Here is a 22,599-nt window from a genome sequence, read left to right as displayed (position 1 = left end):
CTGCGCAAAATGGCTCCTTTTAGTTTAGATTTCTTTAATAACGGTCATCCGTATCAAGAGGGTTTACTTTGACAAGAATAGTTGCTTTGATTAATGGGTTATTGGCATATTGAACAGTTACCAATGCACTTCCGCTTTTGTGGGCATGAATTTTCCCTCGGTTGCTTGAGTCCACCGGAGTTTGGAAGGAAGCAATACCTGAGAAGGTGCTTTCCCAGTTCAATTGATCTCGTACATCCTCCAGAACAATTTCTCTAGGGGAAAACCAGAGAAGCTGGTCTAGATACCTGAAATCTCCGACGTTCATTTCCACTATAGTACCGGTGAACTGCATATCAGTAAGAGCCAGTGTTTCAATCTTAATTGACTTGGTCCTGGTGACGCCTCCTGCTGTAACAGAAACAGTAATGTTATCCTTCGGACTGTTGCCGGTGAGAATATACTTGGTCTTATCGTTGGCAGCTTTAGTAAGGGTTGCATATTGTCTACCATCGGCCTCCAGGATCCAATCGTTAACTTTGCGGTCATCCGCATTATCAGGCGTGAAATTCTTTAAGTTCAGTTCAATGGATTTACCTACAAATACACTGCCGGCACCTTCAATGGTAAAGTCTGTTAAAGGGTTGGTGATGGTAACTATTTTAGAGGCAGGAGTACCAGCCGTATTACTATTGCTGTATGCAGTTACGGTGATGGTGTATTTCCCACTTTGAGACGCATTGAAAACTCCAATAGGTGAAGAGGGACCCGTCGTTGTCAGGTAATTATTAACCACGTTCTCTCCAGCATCTGTAACAGTCCAGCTATAGTTAATCCCCGTCTCAACCGGTTGGCTGATATATGAAGCAGTGAGGTCTATAGAAGAATTGACAGTTCCCGACTTATCTCCTGTTAGTGTTATCTCGCGTATTGGCTCAGGAGGAGTAAGGGGATCTACAGTAATTGTTGCTGTATTGCTGATAACATTGCTTCCATCTTGGGCCGTAGCTGTGACTTTTGCCTGCCCGACAGCTATTCCTTTAATCACACCATCACTTGTGAATTCGATGATATTGCTGCCGTTGACGATTGTCCACAGGAGCTTTTTGTTCTTTTCCTCTACATCCGGTGGCTCTATCGCCGTCACTAAAGATTGGAGTGATAACGGGCTGTCAACTAATATAGTTTCATCCCGTACAGTTATTGAAGTGATTTCAATAATCACTTCGAGATCAACCCTAGTGAACGTCAGGGTCACACTTATTAATGGAGCCGGTGTAACCGTTGGTGTTGCGACAGCAGTAGTAGGTGCAGGCGTAGCTGTTGCGGTAGCTACCGGAGTAGACGTCGCTGTAGGGACTGCCGTTGGGACTGCGGTGGCGGCTGGTAAAGGAAGGGTTCCTTTTAGTGTTGCAAGATGAGCGTTCATTGAACCACCTAGTGTACCAGGAACACTGAACGATTCCACGATAATTGAACCGGTTATGTTCGTGCTGTCAGAGCGCATAACAGCTAACGGTGCAAGGAAGTTTCCATAAAAAGTGCCCTCAGTTCTTAATGTGCTTGCATTTGGGAAATTGTAAAGAATATGACTTGAATCAGTTTCGCCAAAATTGTACCAGATATTGGTGAATTGTGGACTATCCCCGATGATATTAACTATGGCAATTGAGTTTTTGGGAATATTAAACTTCATTCCTCCAGGCTTAATATCATCAGCACTTACTTTGAAAACGTTATAATCGGCACGTTGGCCGTCGAATACAAGCAGGCCGTTCACAGGCTTAGTGCTTACCGCTGGAGAAAGTGTGTTCAGATGAACTGATAACGCCTTTAGATATGCAGCTGTTTTATCAAAATTAATAGGATTTCCTTGCTTGATGTCGCCGTGAATATTACTTAAGCTTCTAACATTATTATTGAAATTTCTGCCGTAAGTAATATCGGCATTGATTTCAATACCAGTGTCAGAGCCGCTATTGCTGTTATAGGTAAAATCTTGACCGGCGATCATAATTCCTTTTGGCTTTATAACTACGCCACCAGATCTGTTACCCATAGTGATATCCCAACCTGCGGCAACATTTCCATCTACATTTAAGTTTCCTATGCTAATATCGATATTCTTTAAAGCGAAAATATTAAAATCACCAGCTAGTCCCAATGTAGAACCAGTAGTAGATAATGAAGGATCAAAAGCATCTACTGTAGGAACAGGAGTCGGTATAGGCGTCGGCGTTGCTGTTGCGGCAACTGTTGGTACTGCTGTTGGTGAAGCCGTAGCCGTAGCTGTAGTCACAGGTGCAGCAACAGCATGGATTTCATCAAACGTAATGCTGGAGTTATCCAGAACATATTTCTGCGCAGCCTTAGGTATGAAGCTTAAGGTGAATTTATATATAAGCGGGTCCACCGTACTGTTAGGGTTAATAGGCTTATAATATTTGATTCCATCAACTGTAGTTAGCAGGAACTTGATGTCATCGAAGGTTGCTGTAATTGTGTAACCCTCTGTGAGACTACCAGTCCTGGTGAAACCTTGCGGCAGTGTTTTTTCACTGATTTCAAGATTTGGAGCAAATGTCTCCTCATAGCGCAGATTGGAAATCACCAGGTTGTCTTTCCCTTGATGTGGAGGTTGAACTTCCGTTAATGGTAATGTTTTTGGAGTAATGCTGTAGTCTATCGTTACCGTCTTGTCTCTACCTATTTTGGTAGCAGATTGGCTTCGGCTGATCGATAAAGAAGAATCCACCTTCTTTACGGTCAAGGGGATGGTAACTGGCGAAGCGGAAGCGCCCTGGTCATCTTTTGCCGTAATCACAATTTGAATATCCCCGCTCTCAGAAAGCGGATTTCGGAAGGTCTGAGTAATTGTTTCTTCCGATCCTACGCGCCGGTCTTTAATAATATAATCCGGGCTGGTCATTTCCGTTCCATTCACAATAAATTTCAGACTGGTAGTCACGCTGCGGTCCTTCAGATCCAAATCGGCTACTGAATAGCTTACAGTCAGCTTATCTTGATAGGATGGGATAACAGTTCCGCTGTCAGGTGCATAAACGGTGATTTTGGGAGCGTGATTGGAACCCATGAATGCTCTATACATAGAATTGACGAATAGTTTTTGTTCCCAAACCGGGAATACAGCCTCGCTGCTTGAAAGACCGGATCCAAAAAGGTGGCCGGTGCCGGAATAGGTTACATTACCTTTGGAGTAAGTGTAGTAGTGGTTCCAGCTATCATCAGGTGTCCGCTGGTCCTTATCGCTAGACTCGCTGATAATGTTATACCACGGCACAACTGTCGGATCTTCCAGATCGAGAGTGAAGTACTGGTTATGTGTTTTTGCTACCTTAGGCACATCTATACTGGTCTGTGCACCGTCGCTATTCTGCTGACTCAGGTAAAAAGGATATTGCATAAGTAAGCCATCGTTCACCGGTTTTACTTTGGTTGATGGATTAAGCGCATTATGGCCGAGATTGACAACGGGATCCTTTTGGCCCGTAATTTCTTTGAAGTTGTTTACCCAGGTATTTCCGCCATAAAGGTTAATGACAGTGTCATGTGTGAACATAACGCTTTGGTGGGAGATCCCAATAAAATTTTTCACTGCTTCTATAGATATAGTCTTCATGATTGCTTTTAAGTAATATTCATCACGGAAACCGAACAATAACATATCATAGACGCCATTGAGGCCATAGTTCTGAGTTTTTGTGTAGGTGTTCTCAACATAAGAATTGAACTCATCCATAGTCATGACAGTAATATCTAAAGAGTAATCAGTTGAAGCCAGATAATCCTGATTCATGTTTACAGTTTTTTTCAAACTGCTTTCGGGAATAGTGCCGGTTCCGGCAGGAGTAACCTGGAGAACCTTTACAACGGTCTTCTCATTCCGGTAACGGATACTTCCGCGTTCAAAATCTTTTAATTGCAGAGTACTGGTAGGATTGCTAATTTCAAGCTTCCAGTACAACAGCCCTGAGAAAGTCCGGGGGAGCGTATACTCCAGTGTTCCGTTTGCTTTGTTCACTTTGACTGAAGTTACAACCTGTTGTTCGCTCATGGCAATGGATTTATCAAGGTTAATGTACAACTTGGCTGTCAAAGGATGATTCTCGAGGTCTATAGTGTTGCCGACGCTGAAGTTGAATTTCAACTTATCACCTGGAACATAGATCTTTCCGTCTGTGGAGGCGGGAACGTAGTTTTGGATCTCACTGCTGTTAGTAATTTCAAGTTGTGGGCGTTGCTTCAGGATGGAACTGTCGGTCTTCAGACCGTTGAAGAAATCAGTCAGTCCATTATCATTCAGAAAAAGAACATTGCTTTTCTTAGCTGAAGAGCTGCGCAAGGGATTGAAAGCTTCATAGAGGATGCCTTTGCTGGCGCCTGACTTCTCTTGATTTAAAAAGGTTTGCTCATGGAAAATTACATACAAGCCCTTATCAATGAAGAGCTTAGTAATATCGTCCGCCCGAAGACGCGTAATATCGTTCTGGACTGCCGAGGTATTCATTGCTTTGGAGCGGACAGAAGGGTCCGTATCCTTAAGATTACCCAGGGTTACGGGACTGTAGGTACCTTTACCTATGTAGATGCCGTCATATTGTCCATCCAGATCATCGCGTAATGCTACAAATCTCTTCATGCTCATGGTAACGACTGTAAAGTCTGTCAATCCGGTCTTGAGGGAGGATAACTGGCTTGCACCGTCTTCCGTGACTTCAAGCAGGCGAATCGGATAACTGGCCGGGCCAGCGTCAATTTTGGATACCATGCTCCAGACGATACCAGCCATGATCAAAACCAGTGGAAGGCTAAGCATAAGCAGCAGTCTTTTTCGTTTCAAGACCTTCATCGCGATCTCTCCCCAATAGTTATAAATAACACAAAATTTGTCATATAAACTTCTATTTTGCCTTATAAAGTCTGCAGTTTAGGTCGGTTTCCGTTGTAAAATTATCCATTCTATGCTATATACATTCTAGGACATATTTAGTAGATAGGCAATTAAAAGATATGCATATTAACCTAGAAAACTGAGACTAAATAACTATAAAATTTAAGATATTTTACGCGGGGACAATAGATACGCTGAGTTCAGCGGATTAGAGTGATTAGTTTGTACTAAGGTCAAAAATAAAGCGCTCTGGAGTGAAACGGATATGGCTATCATGAAGAAGAGACTGGGAGATTTGCTTGTAGAGAACGGGATTATCTCTCAAGAACAGCTTGAAGAAGCGCTAGTGGAGCAACGCAAAACCAAACGCAAGCTGGGAGATCTTCTAATTACTCAAGGCTATATCACTGAGCAACAGCTCATTGAAGTGCTGGAGTTTCAGTTAGGTATCCCCCATGTAAGCCTGTTTAAATATCAAATAGACCCGGCGATCACGCAGATTATCCCTGAGAGTATGGCTAAACGCTATCAAGTGCTCCCTTTCATGAAGGAAGGCAGCAAGCTGATGGTGGCGATGGCAGATCCCTTGGATTATTTCGCCATTGAAGATTTGCGCATGAGTACCGGATTCCGGATTGAACCGGCGATTTCCAGCCGGGACGAGCTGACAAGAGCGATAGCCAGACACTATGGCATGCGGGACTCTATGAGCCAGATGATGGTTGAGCTTCCTACTCAGGAAGAAATAGAAGAAACAGAAATTACGGATGAGGATTCACCGATTGTCCGTCTGGTCAACCAGATGATTCAGCAGGCTGTGTCATTACGGGCTTCGGATATTCATGTCGACCCGGGTGAGAATAATCTCTCCATCCGTTACCGGATTGACGGAACTTTACGTACAGAACGGATCATTCCTAAGCAAATGCAGGGCTTTATAACCGCGAGACTTAAGATTATGGCCCGCTTAAATATAGCAGAACGGCGATTACCGCAGGATGGCCGGATCAAAATGCAGTTTGACTACAAGATGGTCGATATACGTGTCTCTTCGCTTCCAACTATGCATGGCGAGAAGATCGTACTGCGGCTCTTGGATCTAAGTACCGGAGTGAAGTCTGTAGATACTCTGGGATTCAGTGACGGGAACGCGGAAACCTTTAGAGATATGATCAGCAAGCCATACGGAATACTCCTGATTACAGGCCCGACGGGCAGCGGTAAATCAACAACCTTATATTCAGCCTTGAGTCAGCTGAACACTGAGAATGCAAATATTATTACAATCGAAGATCCTGTGGAGTATCAGCTTGAGGGCGTTAATCAGGTACATGTGAATCCGGCGATTGGCCTGACCTTCGCAGCGGGCCTCCGTTCCATTCTTCGGCAGGATCCGAATATCGTTATGGTAGGAGAAATACGGGATACGGAAACTGCGGAAATTGCTGTGCGTGCTTCGCTGACAGGACATCTCGTATTGTCCACATTGCATACAAATGATGCCATCAGCACGATCTCAAGACTGCGTGACATGGGTGTTGAGCCCTATCTGATTGCATCTTCCTTGCTGGGGGTTGTCGCTCAGCGGCTGGTGCGCAAAATTTGCCCGGATTGCAAAGAGGAACACAAGCCCACTGAACAGGAAGCCATTATGTTACGGCGCCATAGCCTGCCTGCTGAGGTGATATACCGCGGGAGAGGCTGCGGTAACTGCAATAATACGGGCTACCGGGGACGGATTGCCATACATGAGGTGCTGAAGATTAATGATCGTATGCGGCAGCTGATTACCGACTCTGCTTCCATAGAAGAGCTTCGTGCAGCCGGAAGAGAACAGGGAATGGTGCAATTGATGGAAGACGGGTTCATCAAAGTGTCCAAAGGAATTACAACATTGCAGGAAGTAATGCGTGAGACGGTATCGCATTAGTTAGGGGGAGTAAGAATGCCATTATTCAATCGTGATATTGTTCAGCTGCTGCACATGGCCTTTACTTCCAAAGCTTCGGATTTGCATATATCTGTTGGATCGCCACCGGTTATCCGGATTGATGGGATGCTTCATACGCTTGAGGGAGAGAACATCGTCCCCCAAGAATCTGCAAGCATGGCGGATACTTTGCTTGGCAGCAGCGGGAGTGAAATCTTCCGCAATATTGGAGAAATGGATTTCTCTTACCCTCTGGACAACGGAGTCCGGTATCGTGTCAATGTGTATAGGCAAAGAGGGGAAGTCAGTATAGCGGCGCGGGCAATACCTGTAGAGATCCCAACTCTTGAACAGTTATCATTGCCTCCCATACTCTCCAGTCTTGCTATGAAACCGCAGGGTCTAATATTAGTAACGGGTCCCACAGGCAGCGGTAAATCCTCAACACTTGCCGCAATGCTGAATCATATCAACAGGACAGAACGCAAGCATATTGTGACTCTGGAAGATCCGATAGAATTCCTGCATAATCACGGCACTTGTTTAATAGATCAGCGTGAGGTGGGAAGTGATACCGGCAGCTTCGCCAGCGGATTACGGGCTGCGCTCCGGCAGGACCCTGATGTAATTCTGGTAGGTGAAATGCGCGATTTGGAGACGATGTCGGCAGCAGTTACCGCTGCGGAGACCGGACACCTTGTGATGGCCACTCTACATACGACAGATGCACCGCAGACGATTGACCGGATTATTGATACGTTTCCAGGCCATCAGCAAGGTCAGATTCGTTCACAGCTGGCTTCGGTTCTACTGGCGGTACTCTCGCAGCGGCTGTTCCCGCGGGCAGGAGGCCGGGGGCGGCTGAGCGCAACGGAGCTGCTAATCAATACTCCGGCTGTCGCTAATCTCATTCGCACGGAAAAGACCCATCAGCTCAAAAATGTGATGCAAACCGGGCGTTCACTCGGAATGCACACGCTTGAAATGAATATCCGTGAACAATTGCAGTATGGGCTTATTAAACCCGAAGCTGCCAGTGCTTATCTCACGGAGGTGGGCAACTGATGCCGCAGTTCGAATATCAGGTTAAGACTCATGCCGGAAAGCAATTGAAGGGGAAGCTCACTGCAACGGACAAGGCCATTGCGATGGAAGAGCTCCGTAAACGCGGATTGACAGTGTTCTCACTTGTAGAACGCAAAACCACAATCCTGTCTATGGAGATTTACATCGGGAATCCGGTCAAGACGATTCATTTCATCATTTATTGCCGCCAGTTCGCCACGCTAATGCGTGCCGGTGTTTCTATTGTTGATGCTACGCGTATATTGGCGGAGCAGACGGAGAGTAAACCTCTACGCAAGGCATTACTGGATGTGAATTCCAGCTTGTTAAGGGGGACGGCGTTCTCGCAAGCCATTCAGGACCATAAGAAAATATTCCCGCCGCTCTTCGTCAGTATGATCCGTGCAGGTGAGGAAACAGGTGATCTGGAAGGAACGCTTGAGCGGCTGGCGGTGTATTTCGAGAAGCAGCATACAACCACTGAGAAGATCAAATCAGCGCTCACTTATCCAATTACAGTTGGAGTTATGGCCATTGCGGCCGTGGTGTATCTTCTCTGGGCGATTGTGCCCCAGTTCGTCAGCATGTTTGAGTCAATGAATGCAGAACTGCCCGCTATTACCAAGATGGTACTGGCACTCAGTAAAAGCATTCAGGGGCAATGGTATATTTGGTTGCTGGTAATTATTCTGCTTATAACTGCCTATCAGTTTGCCAAACGGACAGAACGTGGTGCGTATGCGCTTGATTATGCAAAGCTCAAGATTCCGGTGTTCGGCAAGCTGAATCAAAAAGGCTCCATTGCGCAATTCACGCGAACCTTCTCTTCGTTGTATGCCAGCTCCGTGCCTATTCTTCAATCGCTCGCGATTGTGGAAGAAGTGGCAGGTAACCGGGTAATTGGCGGATATATCCGCAAGGCGAGTGATTCTCTTCGTCAAGGTAAGCCGTTGTCAGAGCCGTTGAAGAAAGCCTGGGTATTTCCGCCGCTGGTTACGCAGATGATTGCCATCGGTGAGGAGACAGGGGCGCTGGATCAGATGCTCTCCAAGGTTGCTGATTTCTATGAAATGGATGTAGAGAATACCGTTGACCGTCTGAAATCACTGCTTGAGCCGTTGCTTATTGCTTTTCTGGCAGGGGTGGTTGGAATCATAGTAGCAGCCATAATGTTGCCTATGTTCAGTCTTTACAGCAATATGTGAGCCTTGTGCTCCTTGCATAGATTGAGAGGGGTGACGCCAAACAGGCGGACCGGGGGCTTAAATATAAGTAGGCTCCTCGACTAGCTGGGATAGGACAAGTACATTTCGATGAGAGTAGTAGGGCAGCAAGAAATTACGGAATAACGGAGTATCGGTCTTATTCAATAACATCATTTATAAGGGGGAAACGGCATGTTGGCACAAGCTATTCGTAAGAAATTGGGCAAGGCAGTTAAAGAGGAAAAAGGGTTTACGTTGATTGAGTTATTGGCGGTTATTGTGATAATTGGTATTATTTCAATAATTGCAGTACCCCTCATTGGAAATATAATTAAAGATTCTAGAGATAACGCTGATGTTGCTACAGCACGACAAGTTTATGACGCTGCCCGATTATATATCGTAGGTGAGAAGAACGGAGCTTTTACAGATACTACAGTAGTAAATATTGTTGGGGCTGCTGCATCTGATACACTTCAAGGAAAAGGTTACCTGGATGCCAAGCTTTATCTTCCTAGCACTAAAAAGGAAATTACCGGAGGAACTGTAAACTTTGCAGCAGGAAAATTGACATCCGTAGTATTAGTATGGGGTACCGGAACTAACGATAAAAATACTTTCACAGATATCCAAGTTTTAAGTTCTAAAAAATAAAGGTAGCGATAATTCAACAAAAAGGAATCGGAATTCCCGATTCCTTTTTTAAAATTCACCAGACAGGAACCGTTGAACCATGACGATTTTTCTAGCATGTTACATCACGCTTATCGGTCTGATTCTGGGCTCTTTTTTCAATGTAGTGGCGTTGCGTATACCGGCAGGCGAATCACTTCTGCGGCCGCCCTCGCATTGTCCAAGCTGCAGTACACAACTGAAAGCAAGAGATCTCGTGCCTGTCCTAAGCTATTTGTTCACACAGGGCAAGTGCCGGCATTGCGGGAGCAGGATATCACCGTTATATATGCTTGGTGAACTAGCGACAGGCTTATTATTTCTATGGATATACCTGCAATTCGGCCTGACGGGCAAGGGGATTATTGGTTTTCTACTGGTGAGTCTGGCGGTTATTGTAACGCTGGCCGATCTTAAGTTTATGCGGATTCCGAATAAGGTTCTGCTGTTTTTTCTCCCATTACTCTCTATAGCAGTGCTGCTGTTTCCTGAAACGTCGCTAGTCTCTCATCTGCTGGGAGCGGCGTCGGGTGGTGGTATTCTCTTATTATTAGCCTTGTTTGGCGGAATGGGCATGGGGGATGTGAAGCTGATGGCATTGCTGGGTCTGGTGCTGGGATTCCCTAATGTCATTCTGGCCTTTCTGATCGCCTGCCTGTTAGGGACTATGGTTGGCGGTACTTTATTGCTTACGGGACGGATTCAGCGCAAGCAGCATATTCCTTTTGGACCCTGGCTGGCAGCAGGAGCGCTACTTGCCTTCTCATACGGGTCACATCTTATCAGCGGTTATCTTGCGCTCATTCGTTAGGAGGAACTCTAGAGCATGTTTGGATTAGGTCACAGAGCGGCCGGTATCTCCATTGAGCAGACTGGAATCCGCTATATCAGCTTCAAGAATAACAATAAGCAGGTTCATAAAAAGAAATTCATCTCCCTGCTTCCGGGGATGATTGTAGAGAATCAGATTGCTGACAGGGAGGCTCTGCTTGACCGGTTGAAGCAATGGGTCAAAAATAAGGGCCTGCGCGGCAGTGTAGTGGATCTGTCGATTCCTCCCTCACAAATGATTGTCCGTAAGATGATGATTCCCAGTATCGGCGACAAGCAGATTGACCAGCTTGTGAAGCTGGAGGTTGAAACCGGCCTGCATCTGCCGTTTGAGAATCCGGTATATGATTATGTGATTACCGGTCAGGATGAGGGCCAAAGCCAGTTAATCATTTTTGCTGCGCCGCGTAAGGTTGTTCAGGATTATGTGGATGTTCTCGAAGCTGCCGGTCTGCGGATCAGGAGTGTAGAAGTAACAGCCACTGCGCTTGCGCGAAGTATTGTGGCAGGTTATGGACATGAATTCAGTGAGACGATGCTGATTCATCTGGAGCAATCTTTGCTGGATATTTATATGTTCCGCAGTGGTAATCCTGTGTTCATGAGAACCATTAACCTGGTAGATCTGACGCATGAGCAGCCGCTGAACCTCCAAAAGGAGCTGCCATTCCTGGCTGAATCCGAAGTTGCAGCTGCGTCACAGGAATACCTCTCTACCGAGCAAGTCGTAGAAATAACAGCAGAAATTTCCCGTATGCTCAGCTTCTATCAGTACAGTCTGCATGATGGTTCCACGCGGATTACAGAGATGCTGATTACCGGGTCTCCGGAGATGCGGGTACAGCTGCAGCAGGAACTTCAATTAGCGCTTCCGGAGATGGCAATTGCACCGATCGCAGTGGACCAATTCTCACAAGGGGCGAAGCCGGATAGTAGTCTTAATGATTACAGGATTGCTGCCGGAGCGGCACTGCGTGACAACAAAATCCGCAGCATTAATCTGCTGCCCCGTGAAGACCGTGAAATGATTGTTTTTCCCTATTTCGCTATATCCTTAGCGGCAATATGGATTCTGGGTGTAGCCGGGACAGGCATTCTATATGCATCTGCCCAGGGGCAATATGCGGAGCGGAGCGAACAGATTCAAGCTTATCAGGATCAGAATGCAATGCTTCAGGCAGAGTTAGCCGGATTAAACAACAGCAATCCATCCTCGGGAGGTCTTGATCGGACAGCTGTTATTGAAGCGATGTCGGCCAACCGTTCGGATGCCGCCGCCGTTCTCGACGAATTGCAGGCGGGTCTTCCCTATGGCGCAGTCATCAGGGACATTAATTATTCGTTCCATGGAGAAATTGCCCTTTCAGTGAACTTCACGGCAATGGAGCATAGCACAACTTATTTGACTGCATTACGTCAGATGTCGTTCTCCAAGGGAGCCTCTATTCAGAAGCTGACAGAAGGAACTCAGAATTCCGGCAATTCTCTTGCCAAATACACCGCTGTCTACAGGGTGGATATGACACCTGTGGCAGAACAGAATGTAGACGCCCAGACACCGGCTGAAGGAGGAACGGATAGCAGTGGAACAAATCAATAAATACCGTTCGTCCATCGTACTAGGGTTGCTCGTTTTGTTCCTGATTCTGTTTGCTTTCTATATGTTCGCCATACGTCCGGTGAATAATGACATAGCCCTGCAAAACAATGAGTTTTCGATGCTCCAGCAGGAAAAAGAAATTCTGGCGAATAAGATCAATGAGCTTAAAAGTGCAGAAGCTGGGCCGGATTCAAGTGAAGACACTGCCTTGGCAGCAATCCCGCAGGGCGATGACAGCGAGGGGCTGATTCTGGATTTGAAAAGCATTGGCAACAGCTCCCACGCCAGATTGAAGGATATTGGATTCTCGCTAACAGAGACTAACGGAATTAGTGGGTGGACGGGGATTCCCCCGGAGGCTACCAGTAGCCTGAAAGAAATTAAAATGGCGGCCATTGTAGAAGGCGGCTATGCAGAGATTCACGAATGGTTAAAGCAGCTACATGACCTTCCGCGTATCATCACTGTAGACTCCTTTTCCTTTCAGCAGCCATACGAATTCCCTACACTGACGAAACCGGGCAGTATTCTGACCGCGAATGTTTCCTTTACCGCTTACTATGAAGCTGAAGCAGCTGCGTCACAGCCTCAGTAATTAAGGTGATTCATGCTATATAGTTCCATTTATTCCAGCTCTGGCCCCTATAAACAGGAGGGCGGAGCTTTTTTATGCTGTTTTGGGGTTTAACCGTTTACACATGGGGTAGTATTGGGTATTTTAGCTTACGGGCTATCGTAAGTTATATAGTACTTATCGCAGCAGTTGGAGAGAAATGTTCTTCAATCTATAAAACAGGATTACAAGGAGGCATTCAGGATGAACAAAAAAATGTTGATCGGTTCATTAGCACTATCACTGGGTCTGGTTTCTGCGGGAAGCGGAGCGCTCGCGGCTTCGCCAGCGGTGGGAATAGAGGGAGTAAGAACAGTAGCAGTGTCTGCACCTGGCAAGGAAGGTCCCGCTACAATCAATAATTTGACCGAGAAGAGTATTATTCCACTCATGGTTCATGCGAAGGCGATATACGCGTATGCAAGCCGGGGGGGCAGTGAATTCAATCCTGAGTTGTTTAATTATAATACAGTAGAGTACCGTTATCTCTCCAGTGATCTTGGCAGCAAGCAGCAGCTGATGAACTATATTAAACGGGCCTACACCCACAACGCCGCAGCTTTCTATCTGCAGACTCAATTTCTGGAGTATAACGGTAGAATGGCGCAGCCTAATGTAGATCTGGGCAACACGCTGGATTACAGCAGAGCCACAGCCCGGATGGTTTCAAAAACTGCACAGACAGCAGTGTTCGAGCTCAGCGTACCGCCAGTTGGAACGACAGGTGTGAATGAGAATGTAGTGGTGAAACTCAAAAAGGTAAGCGGATACTGGAGAATTGATGTCTCGCCGGCGACGGTGTTCTAGTACGGGGATGGTAAGGAACTGTGCATAACTAAGAGGCCAACAGCTCTGCCGCACTCAGTGCAGCAGCTCCGCAGGGTGAAGAATACCGGCAATCCGGCCTTGATCGGTCACGATAATGCAGTCGTTTCTCATCGGTTCGGGACGCTGCATGGCTTCGGCCCAGAGTGTTTCAGCCGGGGTGGAGATGTCGGCCACCAGAGGTTTGCGGTTCATCAGCTGGGATACAGGTTCATGGTAGAATCTGTCCATGCCCATCCGGCCTGTAGCCTTGAGGAAGAAGCGTTCGCACATGATCAGTCCCACGGGTTCATTGCTGCTGCTGCTGACGACGATGCATTTGGACTCCGGATGCTGGAACAATACCCTCAGGGCTTCGCGGCAGGTAAGGGAAGGCAGAACAGCAGGAGCCTGGCGGAGGATCGCGGACAGATCGGTTGTTGATGCTGTAGTCATAAGAATTCATCCTTTCTGAAGAGGTCTACTTCAACTGTAGCGCGCAATCGTAAATTATAATGGCTTCCCGGGTAAGCCCTATGTAAAGGATGCCATTATTTATTAAAAAGCATGCTTGGACTACAGTTTGAGTTTCCGCCTAATGTTACGCACGAACGGCTGTGCCTCCCTTTTACAAGGAGGGCACAGCCGTTTTTACTTGCAGCAGCTTATTGGCCCTTTACTCCGTCCTCCACCAGCTGTCTGCCCGGGGATTCCGGCTGCGCAGATTTGCTCATGCCGCCGCGGTTGATGGCAATGACGCGTTTCTGGGCGTAGTAGACATCACGGGAGAGCTTGTTCTTCTCCATGGCTTTGCCGTCAACATAGCGGGTAATATAAGTCTCCACTACATAGCCGGTTTTGCCGGCCTGCAGTACCCTTGTTCCGCCCCGGGGGAGCGAGGCATCGCTCACATACTTGTCGGTGGGAGGAAGTACCTCAACAGTGCGGGATTCTACGGAATAAGTAACGTTTCTCGGAAAAGTACCGAACAGCTTGACGGTCAGCGTGCGGCCCTTCACTTCGGATTTGATAATCAGATATTTGCCGGTACTGTTGCGGAAGCGGAAGTTAATATAGCCCTCGGCAAAAGTGGCATCCTGGCCCTTGGGCAGGTAGCTGACCGGAAGAGAATGGTTGCGCCGTTCAACGATCTCAAGCCCGGAGCGCAGCGCGGCATTATACAGGGTGCTGGAGACCTGGCAGATTCCCCCGCCTGTGCCGGGCTGCAGCTTGCCGTTTACAATCACCGGAGCCTCGCGGAAGCCATATTCCGCCTGGGCCTTCTGGATCGCTTTTCCGTAATCGAAAATAGCGCCAGGCGGCAGTATGGTCCCGTTGACGGCTTTGGCGGCAGCCTCCACATTGAAGCTGCGCCCGGGTCCGCTGGCCCCGAGTGAGGTGCTGAACTGGGTGATTTTGCGTTCGATGCCCTGATCCTTGAGCGCCTGCAGCGTGACATTCGGCTGCTTGACCGTTAAGGGCACCTCCAGCAAAATGCGCTCCCCCTCCAGTGCCCCGTTGCCGGCAAGACGGGTTGGCAGGGCCGCCTGCAGGGCAAGCTCCAGCGCATGCCAGTCTACCTCGAAGGAGGTGGTCCCGGGAGTATAGACGACACGATCATCACTGGTAATCTGCCGCACCGCGTCGACAGGAACGCCGAAGGATTCTTTTTCCCAGGCCGGACTTAGGCTGTTCATGAGCTGCGAAATCTCCAGATGAATTCCGATATTCCAGTTCCCGTTCCAATTGTACCGGGCCTGTACCCGGTCCATTAGCGGACCGTCCGTCAGCGTCTTCAGGGCGCGCCGGAATTCCTGGGCTTCATAGGTTACCCCTGCCTGCTGCAGTGAGACATTCAGCCCGGTATCCCCCTTGGCCTTCAGGGTGAGCGGCGTAGCTTCCAGCGCCTGAAGTCTTGCCTCCAGCGCGGCCCGCACCTCGGTGATGTCCTGGCCGCTGATATCCCAGCCGGCAATGGCAGTTCCCTTGGGCAGGGTGGTCTGGGTGCCATATAAATGAAACCCTCCGGCAACCAGCGAGCCGGCCAGAATCAGGCCGAAACCCGCGATGAGGGCAGCGTGTACTTTTTTCATAAGCAATCTCCTTCTGTAGGGGCGGATTTGCGCCGGAAGCGGCGCGGGCCATGGACACAAGTGTTAAGGAACGCCTGGGAATGCCGATATATATAAGAGCAAGAGCTGGAGTAAACCTGATATTTTTATGTATATGTAAGGATTCGGTAAAACTTTCGGGTACTCAAGGGGTTAGGGATTTGTTACAATAGATACGCCTGCGATAATAATGCAGTTTATGGAAGCTTCCGCAGTTTGGTGCCCGGTGGACAAGGCCCGGCGGAATATGTCAGAATCGGGAAGTGAAAAGATGATCGAGATGCAGGATGTATGGAAGACCTATCCTAATGGAACCCATGCGCTCCAGGGGATATCTGTCAAGATCGACCGTAATGAGTTCGTGTATGTCGTCGGACCGTCCGGCGCAGGTAAATCAACGTTCATGAAATTAATTTATAGAGAAGAAACACCAACCAAAGGACAGATCTCTGTAGGCGGGTTCAATATCGGCAAGCTCAAGCCCCGCAAGATTCCTTATGTCCGCCGCAACATCGGCGTGGTGTTTCAGGATTTCCGCCTGCTGCCGAAGATGACGGCTTATGAGAATGTCGCTTTTGCCATGGAGGTTATCGAGGCGCCGAAGAAGGTTATCAAGAAACGCGTGAATGAAGTGCTCGATCTGGTGGGACTGCGCAGCAAAGCGGGACGTGAGCCCTCACAGCTCTCAGGGGGAGAGCAGCAGCGGATCGCCATTGCCAGAGCCATTGTCAACAATCCTTCCGTCATTATTGCGGACGAGCCTACAGGCAACCTGGACCCGGAGACCTCCTGGGGCATTATGCAGCTGCTGGATGAGATTAATTTTCGCGGAACAACGATCGTAATGGCTACCCACAACAGGGATATTGTCAACAAAATGCGCAAACGGGTGCTGGCTATTGAGAACGGGGCGATTGTCAGAGACCAATTGAGAGGGGATTACGGTTATGAGTTTTAAAACCTTCTTGCGGCATGTGCGGGAAGGCTTCAAAAACGTATTCCGCAACGGCTGGATGTCAGTGGCCTCCATCACGTCCATCGTTGTCTCTCTCTTCGTGCTCGGAGTGTTTATATTGCTGGTGCTCAATGTCAATGAAGTAGCGGACAAAGCAGACAGCCAGGTGCAGATCAATGTGCATCTGACGCTGAATACGGACCAGAAAATGCGGGAGAAGCTGGAAAACGAAATCGGCAGTATGCCGGAAGTCAGCAAGGTGGAGTTCGTCTCCAAAGAACAGGGTCTGAAGGAATTCCGTGAAGATATGGGGCCGGATGCCGCCGAGCTCCTGGAAGGCTTCGATGAAGATAATAATCCGCTGCCGGACAAGCTGCTCGTAGAGGTGATCGAGCCGACAACTGTTCCGTTTGTAGCTGAGAAGATAGAAGCACTGAACAAGACCCATGAAGAGCAGCCGATCTACAAAGTGAATTATGGCAAAGGCTCGGTGGAGACCTTGTTTAAAGTAACTAAGGCTGTGCGCAACATCGGGTTTATTTTTGTGGCAGGTCTGGCGTTGATGTCCATGTTCCTGATCTCGAACACCATCCGCGTAACGATTCTAGCCCGCCGCAAGGAAATCGGCATCATGAAGCTCGTAGGGGCAACGAATTATTTTATCCGCTGGCCGTTCTTTATTGAAGGTGCACTCATCGGGCTGATCGGTTCACTGGTTACTTCGGGTGCGCTGTATGTCGGCTATAGCAGTCTGGTCTCTTCGGTGCAGGGAGATCCGATGCTGGGGCTGCAGCTGATCCCTTTTGAGGATATCTGGCTGCTGCTCTGCGGACTGTTGGTTGGCCTCGGAGTATTGATTGGTGTATGGGGAAGTACCGTGTCGATCCGCAAGTTCCTGAAGGTATAGCATAGATAAAATTCACATTTGAACAAAGGACGGGGAGTGCGATTTGAAGAAGATTGTCGCCGGAATAGCCGTAATGTTGCTGGCTGTCACAATGTTCGGGCCCTCTGACGGATATGCGAAGAAAACAAGTGTTGCCGAGATTGACAAGCAGCTGAAGCAGCTGCAGCAGGAGGTCCAGGCGGCCAAGGCGGCGCAGGAGAAGGCGGCATCCCGCAATCAGGAAGCGCAGCACTATAAGAATAAGACGACGATGAATCTCCAGTATGTGCTGGACCAGATTGACCAGGTGAAGGGTGAGATGACGACCATTTCCGGTAAAATCGCCAGTACGGAGGAGTCGCTTAATGTGACGGCAACTGAACTGGACGATGCAGAGGCACGTGTGGCTTCCCGCGAAAAACTGCTGGAATCGCGTGTCCGCCTGATGTACACGGATGGTGCAGTCTCTTATCTGGATGTGCTGCTGTCTTCCACCAGCTTCTCGGATTTCCTTGACCGGGCCGATTCCCTGAAGATGATCGTGGATCAGGATCAGGATCTGCTGGTGCAGCATAAGCTGGACAAGCAGACGGTCATCGCGAAGAAGCAGGAGCTGGAGGGCCAATACGCCCAGGCTAAGCAGCTGTATACCGATCTGGAATCCCAGCGCAGTGTGCTGAAGGAGAAGGAAGCGGAGAAGCAGGAGCTTATCGCGTATTACGATGAAGAGATTCAAGAGGCTGAGGTGATCTCCGAAGAGCAGAATGCCAAGCTGGTGCAGCTGGCCAGCAACCGCTCTGCCCTGGAGGAGCAGAAGGACAAGCTCAAGGCTGAGGAAGCTGCCCGCCGGGCAGCGGCCGCCAAAGCCGAAGCGGCACGCCGGGCGGCGGCCGCTGCGGCTAAGGCCGCCAAGTCTGCGAGCAGCGGCGGAAGCTCCATTGCCAGCGTAGAGGAATATGCCGGCGGTGACGGGCCGTTCCTGCTGCCGGTAGGCTCAGCGCGTGTCTCTTCGCCGTATGGTGTCCGGACGCATCCGGTTACGGGTGAAGTCGGCAAAATGCATACCGGCGTAGACTTTGCAGTTCCGCAGGGCACGAATATTCATGCGGCGGATTCCGGTACTGTCCTGGTGGCGGAATGGTGGAGCGGTTACGGCTATTGTGTAATCATTGACCATGGCGGCGGGGTATGGACGCTGTACGGCCATATCCGCGAAGGCGGAATCAAAGTGAAACCGGGAGAACGGGTAGAGCGCGGACAGACGATTGCCGAATCCGGTGCCACCGGACGCGTGACCGGACCGCATCTGCATTTCGAAGTGCGGGTCGACGGCAAGACGGTTAATCCTATGCCGTATCTGTAAATTTAAGCTCTAATAAATATAATTTGATTCAGCGGCATATACTGGAAGAGATGCCGTTTCTCATGGAACGGACCCTTGCGGGTGATAAGATGGACAAGAAGGGACGGTGGGAACATCATGTTAAAGAAGAGTACCGCGGCCTTTATGATCGTCGCCGCGCTGCTGTGCGGCAGCCTGCTGACCCTGGGCGTGACCGGCTATGCGCATGTATTCGGACAAGCGGCAGGCGAGGGAATTGCGACGGTCCTGCAGACAGCCGGACTGCAAGACAAGGAATCCAAGAAGCTAGGTACCGCCCTCAGCCTGATCGAGAGCAATTATTATGAGACCGTGGACCGCGAGAAGCTGATCGACGGCGCTGTCAACGGTATGATGGAAGCACTGGGCGACCCTTATTCCAACTATATGGGCAAGGAAACGGCAGCAAGATTCGAAGAGAGTATCGAAGGCTCTTTCTCGGGCATCGGTGCTGAAGTCTCCTCGGATAACGGCAAGGTCGTTGTAGTCTCGCCGATCAAAGGATCACCGGCTGAGAAGGCCGGCATTCAGGCCAAGGATGTAATCCTCTCCGTGAATGGGGAATCGCTGGAGGGGCTGGAGCTTAATGATGCTGTAGCCAAAATCCGCGGCCCCAAGGGAAGCGATGCAACCCTGAAGATTCAGCGTACCGGTACAGCAGAGCCGCTCGAATTCGTCATTACCCGCGATGATGTGAGACTGGAAACGGTCTACGCTACGATGGAGAAGGACAATATCGGAGTGATCGAGGTTACGCAATTCTCCCAGAATACTGGGAAGCGGTTCGAGGAAGAGCTGACCAAGCTGGAAACGCAAGGCATGAAGGGACTTGTCATTGATGTCCGCAATGACCCCGGCGGTGTGTTGCCGGTCGTTATCGAAATGGCAGAGCAATTTGTGCCGGCCGGCAAAGCAATCGTGCAGGTCGAAGACAAAAACAAACAGCGCGAGGTCAGTACCTCAAAGGGATCCAGTAAAAAGTATCCGGTAGTTGTGCTGATGAACAAAGGCAGCGCGAGCGCTTCGGAGATCATGGCAGGAGCACTGCAGCAATCTGCGGGTGCAAAGCTGATCGGTGAGGACTCGTTCGGAAAAGGCACCGTCCAGACCAGCTTCGAAGAGCAGCTGGGTGACGGCAGTCTGCTGAAGATTACGATTGCCAAGTGGCTGACACCAGACGGCACCTGGATTCACGGCAAGGGCATCAAGCCGGATATTGCGGTCGCCCAGCCGGATTACTTCTCGGTGGCGCCGATTAATAAGAGTGTAACGCTGCAATATAATATGAACAGCACGGATGTCAAAAGCGCACAGACGATGCTGGATGGTCTGGGCTATAAGCCGGGCCGCAAGGATGGATATTTCGATGCCGGCACCAAGGAAGCGGTCAAGAAATTCCAGAGCGCCGCTAAGCTGAAGTCAACAGGCGTGATTGATGCCAAGACCGCAGAAGCGCTGGAGCTGGCGCTGATCAAGGTCATTCAGGACCCGGCCAAGGACAATCAGCGGAATAAGGGAATCGAAGAGATCCGGAAGGAAATCAAGGCTACGGCGTCGAACAAGTAAGAAGGCTGATTCCAGCCTTCTTTTTTTCTACAAATAGAAGAAAGTTTATGTTACACATTAAAGGCTGAAGGCGATACAGAGTACTGTTGCTTCGATAACATAGACTCATTTTAGAGGACACCTAATACATTTCCACTGGTCCCGGACGAAAAGGAGTGTGACGAACGGTTTGAATGTGATGTTGGAACTGCTTGCTAGCTGGGGTACAGCGGTCATTCATCTGCTGATTCAGCCTTATTACTATATCGCTCTTATATTTATTGCACTCTATTACCGCAGGCAGGTTGCGCTGGAGCGGAAGCTCATCCATGTGAAGCTGCACAGCTGGGGCCGGGAAACATGGCGGACGGTGTGGACCGGCGGGGTTGCGGGACTTATTGTTTCCTTAGCAGCTGTAGCCTTGGGTATCTCCTTATCCTATACGGCTGTAGCCTGCATCTGGGTGGTCAGTCTGGTATTAATGCTTTTTCGTGTGCGCTATTTATGCTTTGCGTATTCTATAGGTGTGCTGGGAATTGTACAGTTTGTTCTTTCGTTCTTTCCGGATACGCTGCAGAGCGGAGCCGCGGGAACGATTGCCGGGGCGCTGCGGGAGATGGATATCCCGGCGCTGCTGGTGCTGGCCGCGCTGCTCCATCTGGCTGAAGCGCTGCTGGCGCGCTGGCAGGGCGCCAGGCTGGCGACCCCGCTCTTCCTGGCCGGCAAGCGCGGCAAGGTGGTCGGCGGCTACCAGCTGCAGGCCTTCTGGCCGCTGCCGCTGTTCCTGCTGATTCCCCCGGGTGCGGGAATCGGCGAACTGCCCTGGCATCCGCTGCTGGGCGGGGGCCTGGGCCTGGTCTCCCTGCCGGTCATCATCGGCTTCAGCGAGATGACCCAGGGCATGCTGCCCGGACGCAAGGCGGCCCGCACTTCAGGACGGCTGCTGGTATACAGCATCGTCCTGCTCGGCTTAAGCCTGCTTGCGGACTGGTGGAGCCCGCTGACCGTGGTCGCGGCGCTCAGTGCAGTGCTCCTGCACGAAGGGTTAAGCTGGTACAGCGCTCTGGAGGAGCGCAGTATCAGTCCCGTCTTCGTGCATCCCCCGGCCGGCCGCAAGGTGCTGGCCGTGCTGCCGGGCAGCCCCGGGCAGGAGCTGGGCATCCTGCCCGGCGAGGTCCTGCTGAAGGTCAACGGGGTCCTGTTGACCGGCGCAGCGCAGCTGCATGAGGCGCTGCGCATGAATTCGGCGTTCTGCAAGCTGGAGGTGCTGAACCGCGAAGGCGAGAGCAAATACCTCCAGCGCGCGATCTACGATGGCGATCACCATCAGCTCGGCATCATTCTGGTGCCGGAGCCGGACGGAAGCGTGACCGCAGAGGCCAAGCCATCCAGCATCTTCAGCATCATCGGGATGCAGACGGGAACCCGCCAGCAGGGGCATACGCCCGGGCGGCGGGGCCGGAAGAAGCCGGCCGCCTCTGCGGAGGCTAAGCAGAAATCTGCCGGAGTCTGACGGAATTAATTAACCTGTAACAGTTAAAAGCCAGTTCCCAGATTAACATCCAGGGAACTGGCCTTTTTTGAGTGAATTTAAGAGTTTACTTACTTAATCCTGCAACTTGAAGGCTCCACCGTCCCGCCAACCCGCCAGAAATCTTGCACAAAGTACAACAATATACGCCCACCACCCGCTCATCAGGTGGAAATCCTGCACAAAATACAACAATATGCGCTCAGCAACAGCTAATTCGGCGAAAATCCTGCAAAAAGTACAACAATATGCGCTCAGCACCCGCCAATCCGGCAGAAATCCTGCATAAAGTACAACAATGTGCTGAGGCAACCCACAAACGGCCAGTGGAGGAGAGATTGCTGCCTCCGCATGTACTACCGTGCCGCTCCCCGAGCTGCTCCGCATGTACTACCGTGCCGCTCCCCGTGCTGCCTCCACATGAACTACCGTGCCGCTCCCCGAGCTGCTCCGCATGAACTACCGTGCCGCTCCCCGAGCTGCTCCGCATGTACTACCGTGCCGCTCCCCGAGCTGCCTCCACATGTACTACCGTGCCGCTCCCCGAGCTGCTCCGCATGTACTACCGTGCCGCTCCCC

16 protein-coding genes are annotated in these 22,599 nt (G+C 50.0%); 13 read left to right on the top strand and 3 right to left on the bottom strand.

The genetic code is table 11. The features are described from left to right. Nucleotides 1-34: 34 nt before the first annotated feature. Complete coding sequence (locus GC101_RS09990; protein WP_171717125.1) at nucleotides 35-4,849, bottom strand: collagen-binding domain-containing protein; 4,815 nt, start codon at nucleotides 4,847-4,849, stop codon at nucleotides 35-37. 307 nt (nucleotides 4,850-5,156) lie between these two features. On the opposite strand from GC101_RS09990, the gene GC101_RS09985 reads away from it, so the two are divergent. The 8 genes from GC101_RS09985 to GC101_RS09950 all read left to right on the top strand — a co-directional run bounded on the left by GC101_RS09985 (nucleotide 5,157) and on the right by GC101_RS09950 (nucleotide 13,614). Next, complete coding sequence (locus tag GC101_RS09985; protein WP_171717123.1) at nucleotides 5,157-6,821, top strand: GspE/PulE family protein; 1,665 nt, start codon at nucleotides 5,157-5,159, stop codon at nucleotides 6,819-6,821. A 15-nt stretch (nucleotides 6,822-6,836) separates the two neighbouring features. After that, on the top strand, nucleotides 6,837-7,886 hold the full coding sequence (locus GC101_RS09980; RefSeq protein ID WP_171717122.1) for a type IV pilus twitching motility protein PilT: 1,050 nt from the start codon (nucleotides 6,837-6,839) through the stop codon (nucleotides 7,884-7,886). Next, on the top strand, nucleotides 7,886-9,091 hold the full coding sequence (locus tag GC101_RS09975; protein WP_171717121.1) for a type II secretion system F family protein: 1,206 nt from the start codon (nucleotides 7,886-7,888) through the stop codon (nucleotides 9,089-9,091). The genes GC101_RS09980 and GC101_RS09975 overlap by 1 nt, the downstream gene beginning before the upstream one ends. Nucleotides 9,092-9,283: 192 nt before the next feature. Beyond that, the gene (locus tag GC101_RS09970; protein ID WP_171717120.1) at nucleotides 9,284-9,745 is read left to right on the top strand and encodes a prepilin-type N-terminal cleavage/methylation domain-containing protein; all 462 of its coding nucleotides are present in this window, start codon (nucleotides 9,284-9,286) and stop codon (nucleotides 9,743-9,745) included. A 79-nt stretch (nucleotides 9,746-9,824) separates the two neighbouring features. Then, nucleotides 9,825-10,574, top strand: coding sequence for a prepilin peptidase (locus GC101_RS09965; RefSeq protein WP_171717119.1), 750 nt, complete (start codon nucleotides 9,825-9,827; stop codon nucleotides 10,572-10,574). 15 nt (nucleotides 10,575-10,589) lie between these two features. Next, a complete protein-coding gene (gene pilM / locus GC101_RS09960; RefSeq protein ID WP_171717117.1) occupies nucleotides 10,590-12,194 on the top strand; it encodes a pilus assembly protein PilM in 1,605 nt (534 codons plus the stop codon). Beyond that, on the top strand, nucleotides 12,178-12,789 hold the full coding sequence (pilO, locus tag GC101_RS09955; RefSeq protein WP_171717116.1) for a type 4a pilus biogenesis protein PilO: 612 nt from the start codon (nucleotides 12,178-12,180) through the stop codon (nucleotides 12,787-12,789). The genes pilM and pilO overlap by 17 nt, the downstream gene beginning before the upstream one ends. A 222-nt stretch (nucleotides 12,790-13,011) precedes the next feature. Further along, on the top strand, nucleotides 13,012-13,614 hold the full coding sequence (locus tag GC101_RS09950) for a DL-endopeptidase inhibitor IseA family protein (protein WP_171717115.1): 603 nt from the start codon (nucleotides 13,012-13,014) through the stop codon (nucleotides 13,612-13,614). A gap of 54 nt (nucleotides 13,615-13,668) precedes the next feature. Here the strand turns inward: GC101_RS09950 and GC101_RS09945 are convergent, their stop codons facing one another. Together GC101_RS09945 and GC101_RS09940 are read right to left on the bottom strand one after the other, a co-directional pair. After that, nucleotides 13,669-14,067 (bottom strand): CBS domain-containing protein, encoded by a 399-nt coding sequence (locus GC101_RS09945; protein WP_171717114.1) that lies wholly within the window; start codon nucleotides 14,065-14,067, stop codon nucleotides 13,669-13,671. Between the two features lie 209 nt (nucleotides 14,068-14,276). Further along, entirely contained in the window at nucleotides 14,277-15,704 is a 1,428-nt protein-coding gene (locus tag GC101_RS09940) for a VanW family protein (protein ID WP_171717112.1), read from the bottom strand. Between the two features lie 289 nt (nucleotides 15,705-15,993). Here GC101_RS09940 and ftsE point away from each other — a divergent pair, with 289 nt between their 5' ends. From ftsE to GC101_RS09915, 5 genes are all read left to right on the top strand, one after another. After that, complete coding sequence (ftsE, locus tag GC101_RS09935; RefSeq protein WP_171717111.1) at nucleotides 15,994-16,680, top strand: cell division ATP-binding protein FtsE; 687 nt, start codon at nucleotides 15,994-15,996, stop codon at nucleotides 16,678-16,680. After that, nucleotides 16,670-17,584, top strand: a complete 915-nt coding sequence (ftsX, locus tag GC101_RS09930; RefSeq protein ID WP_171717110.1) for a permease-like cell division protein FtsX — start codon at nucleotides 16,670-16,672, stop codon at nucleotides 17,582-17,584. Before ftsE ends, ftsX begins: the two co-directional genes overlap by 11 nt. A 43-nt stretch (nucleotides 17,585-17,627) precedes the next feature. After that, on the top strand, nucleotides 17,628-18,926 hold the full coding sequence (locus GC101_RS09925; protein WP_171717109.1) for a murein hydrolase activator EnvC family protein: 1,299 nt from the start codon (nucleotides 17,628-17,630) through the stop codon (nucleotides 18,924-18,926). Nucleotides 18,927-19,043: 117 nt separating this feature from the next. Beyond that, nucleotides 19,044-20,510 (top strand): S41 family peptidase, encoded by a 1,467-nt coding sequence (locus GC101_RS09920; protein WP_076246471.1) that lies wholly within the window; start codon nucleotides 19,044-19,046, stop codon nucleotides 20,508-20,510. Nucleotides 20,511-20,679: 169 nt separating this feature from the next. Further along, on the top strand, nucleotides 20,680-22,002 hold the full coding sequence (locus GC101_RS09915) for a PDZ domain-containing protein (RefSeq protein WP_425497140.1): 1,323 nt from the start codon (nucleotides 20,680-20,682) through the stop codon (nucleotides 22,000-22,002). The last annotated feature ends 597 nt before the right edge of the window (nucleotides 22,003-22,599 follow it).

The sequence above is a fragment of the Paenibacillus phytohabitans genome (assembly GCF_013141775.1).
Classification (GTDB): domain Bacteria; phylum Bacillota; class Bacilli; order Paenibacillales; family Paenibacillaceae; genus Paenibacillus_AQ; species Paenibacillus_AQ phytohabitans.
The sequence above is the reverse complement of the archived record's forward strand: the minus strand, read 5'-3'. Positions and strand labels throughout refer to the sequence as shown.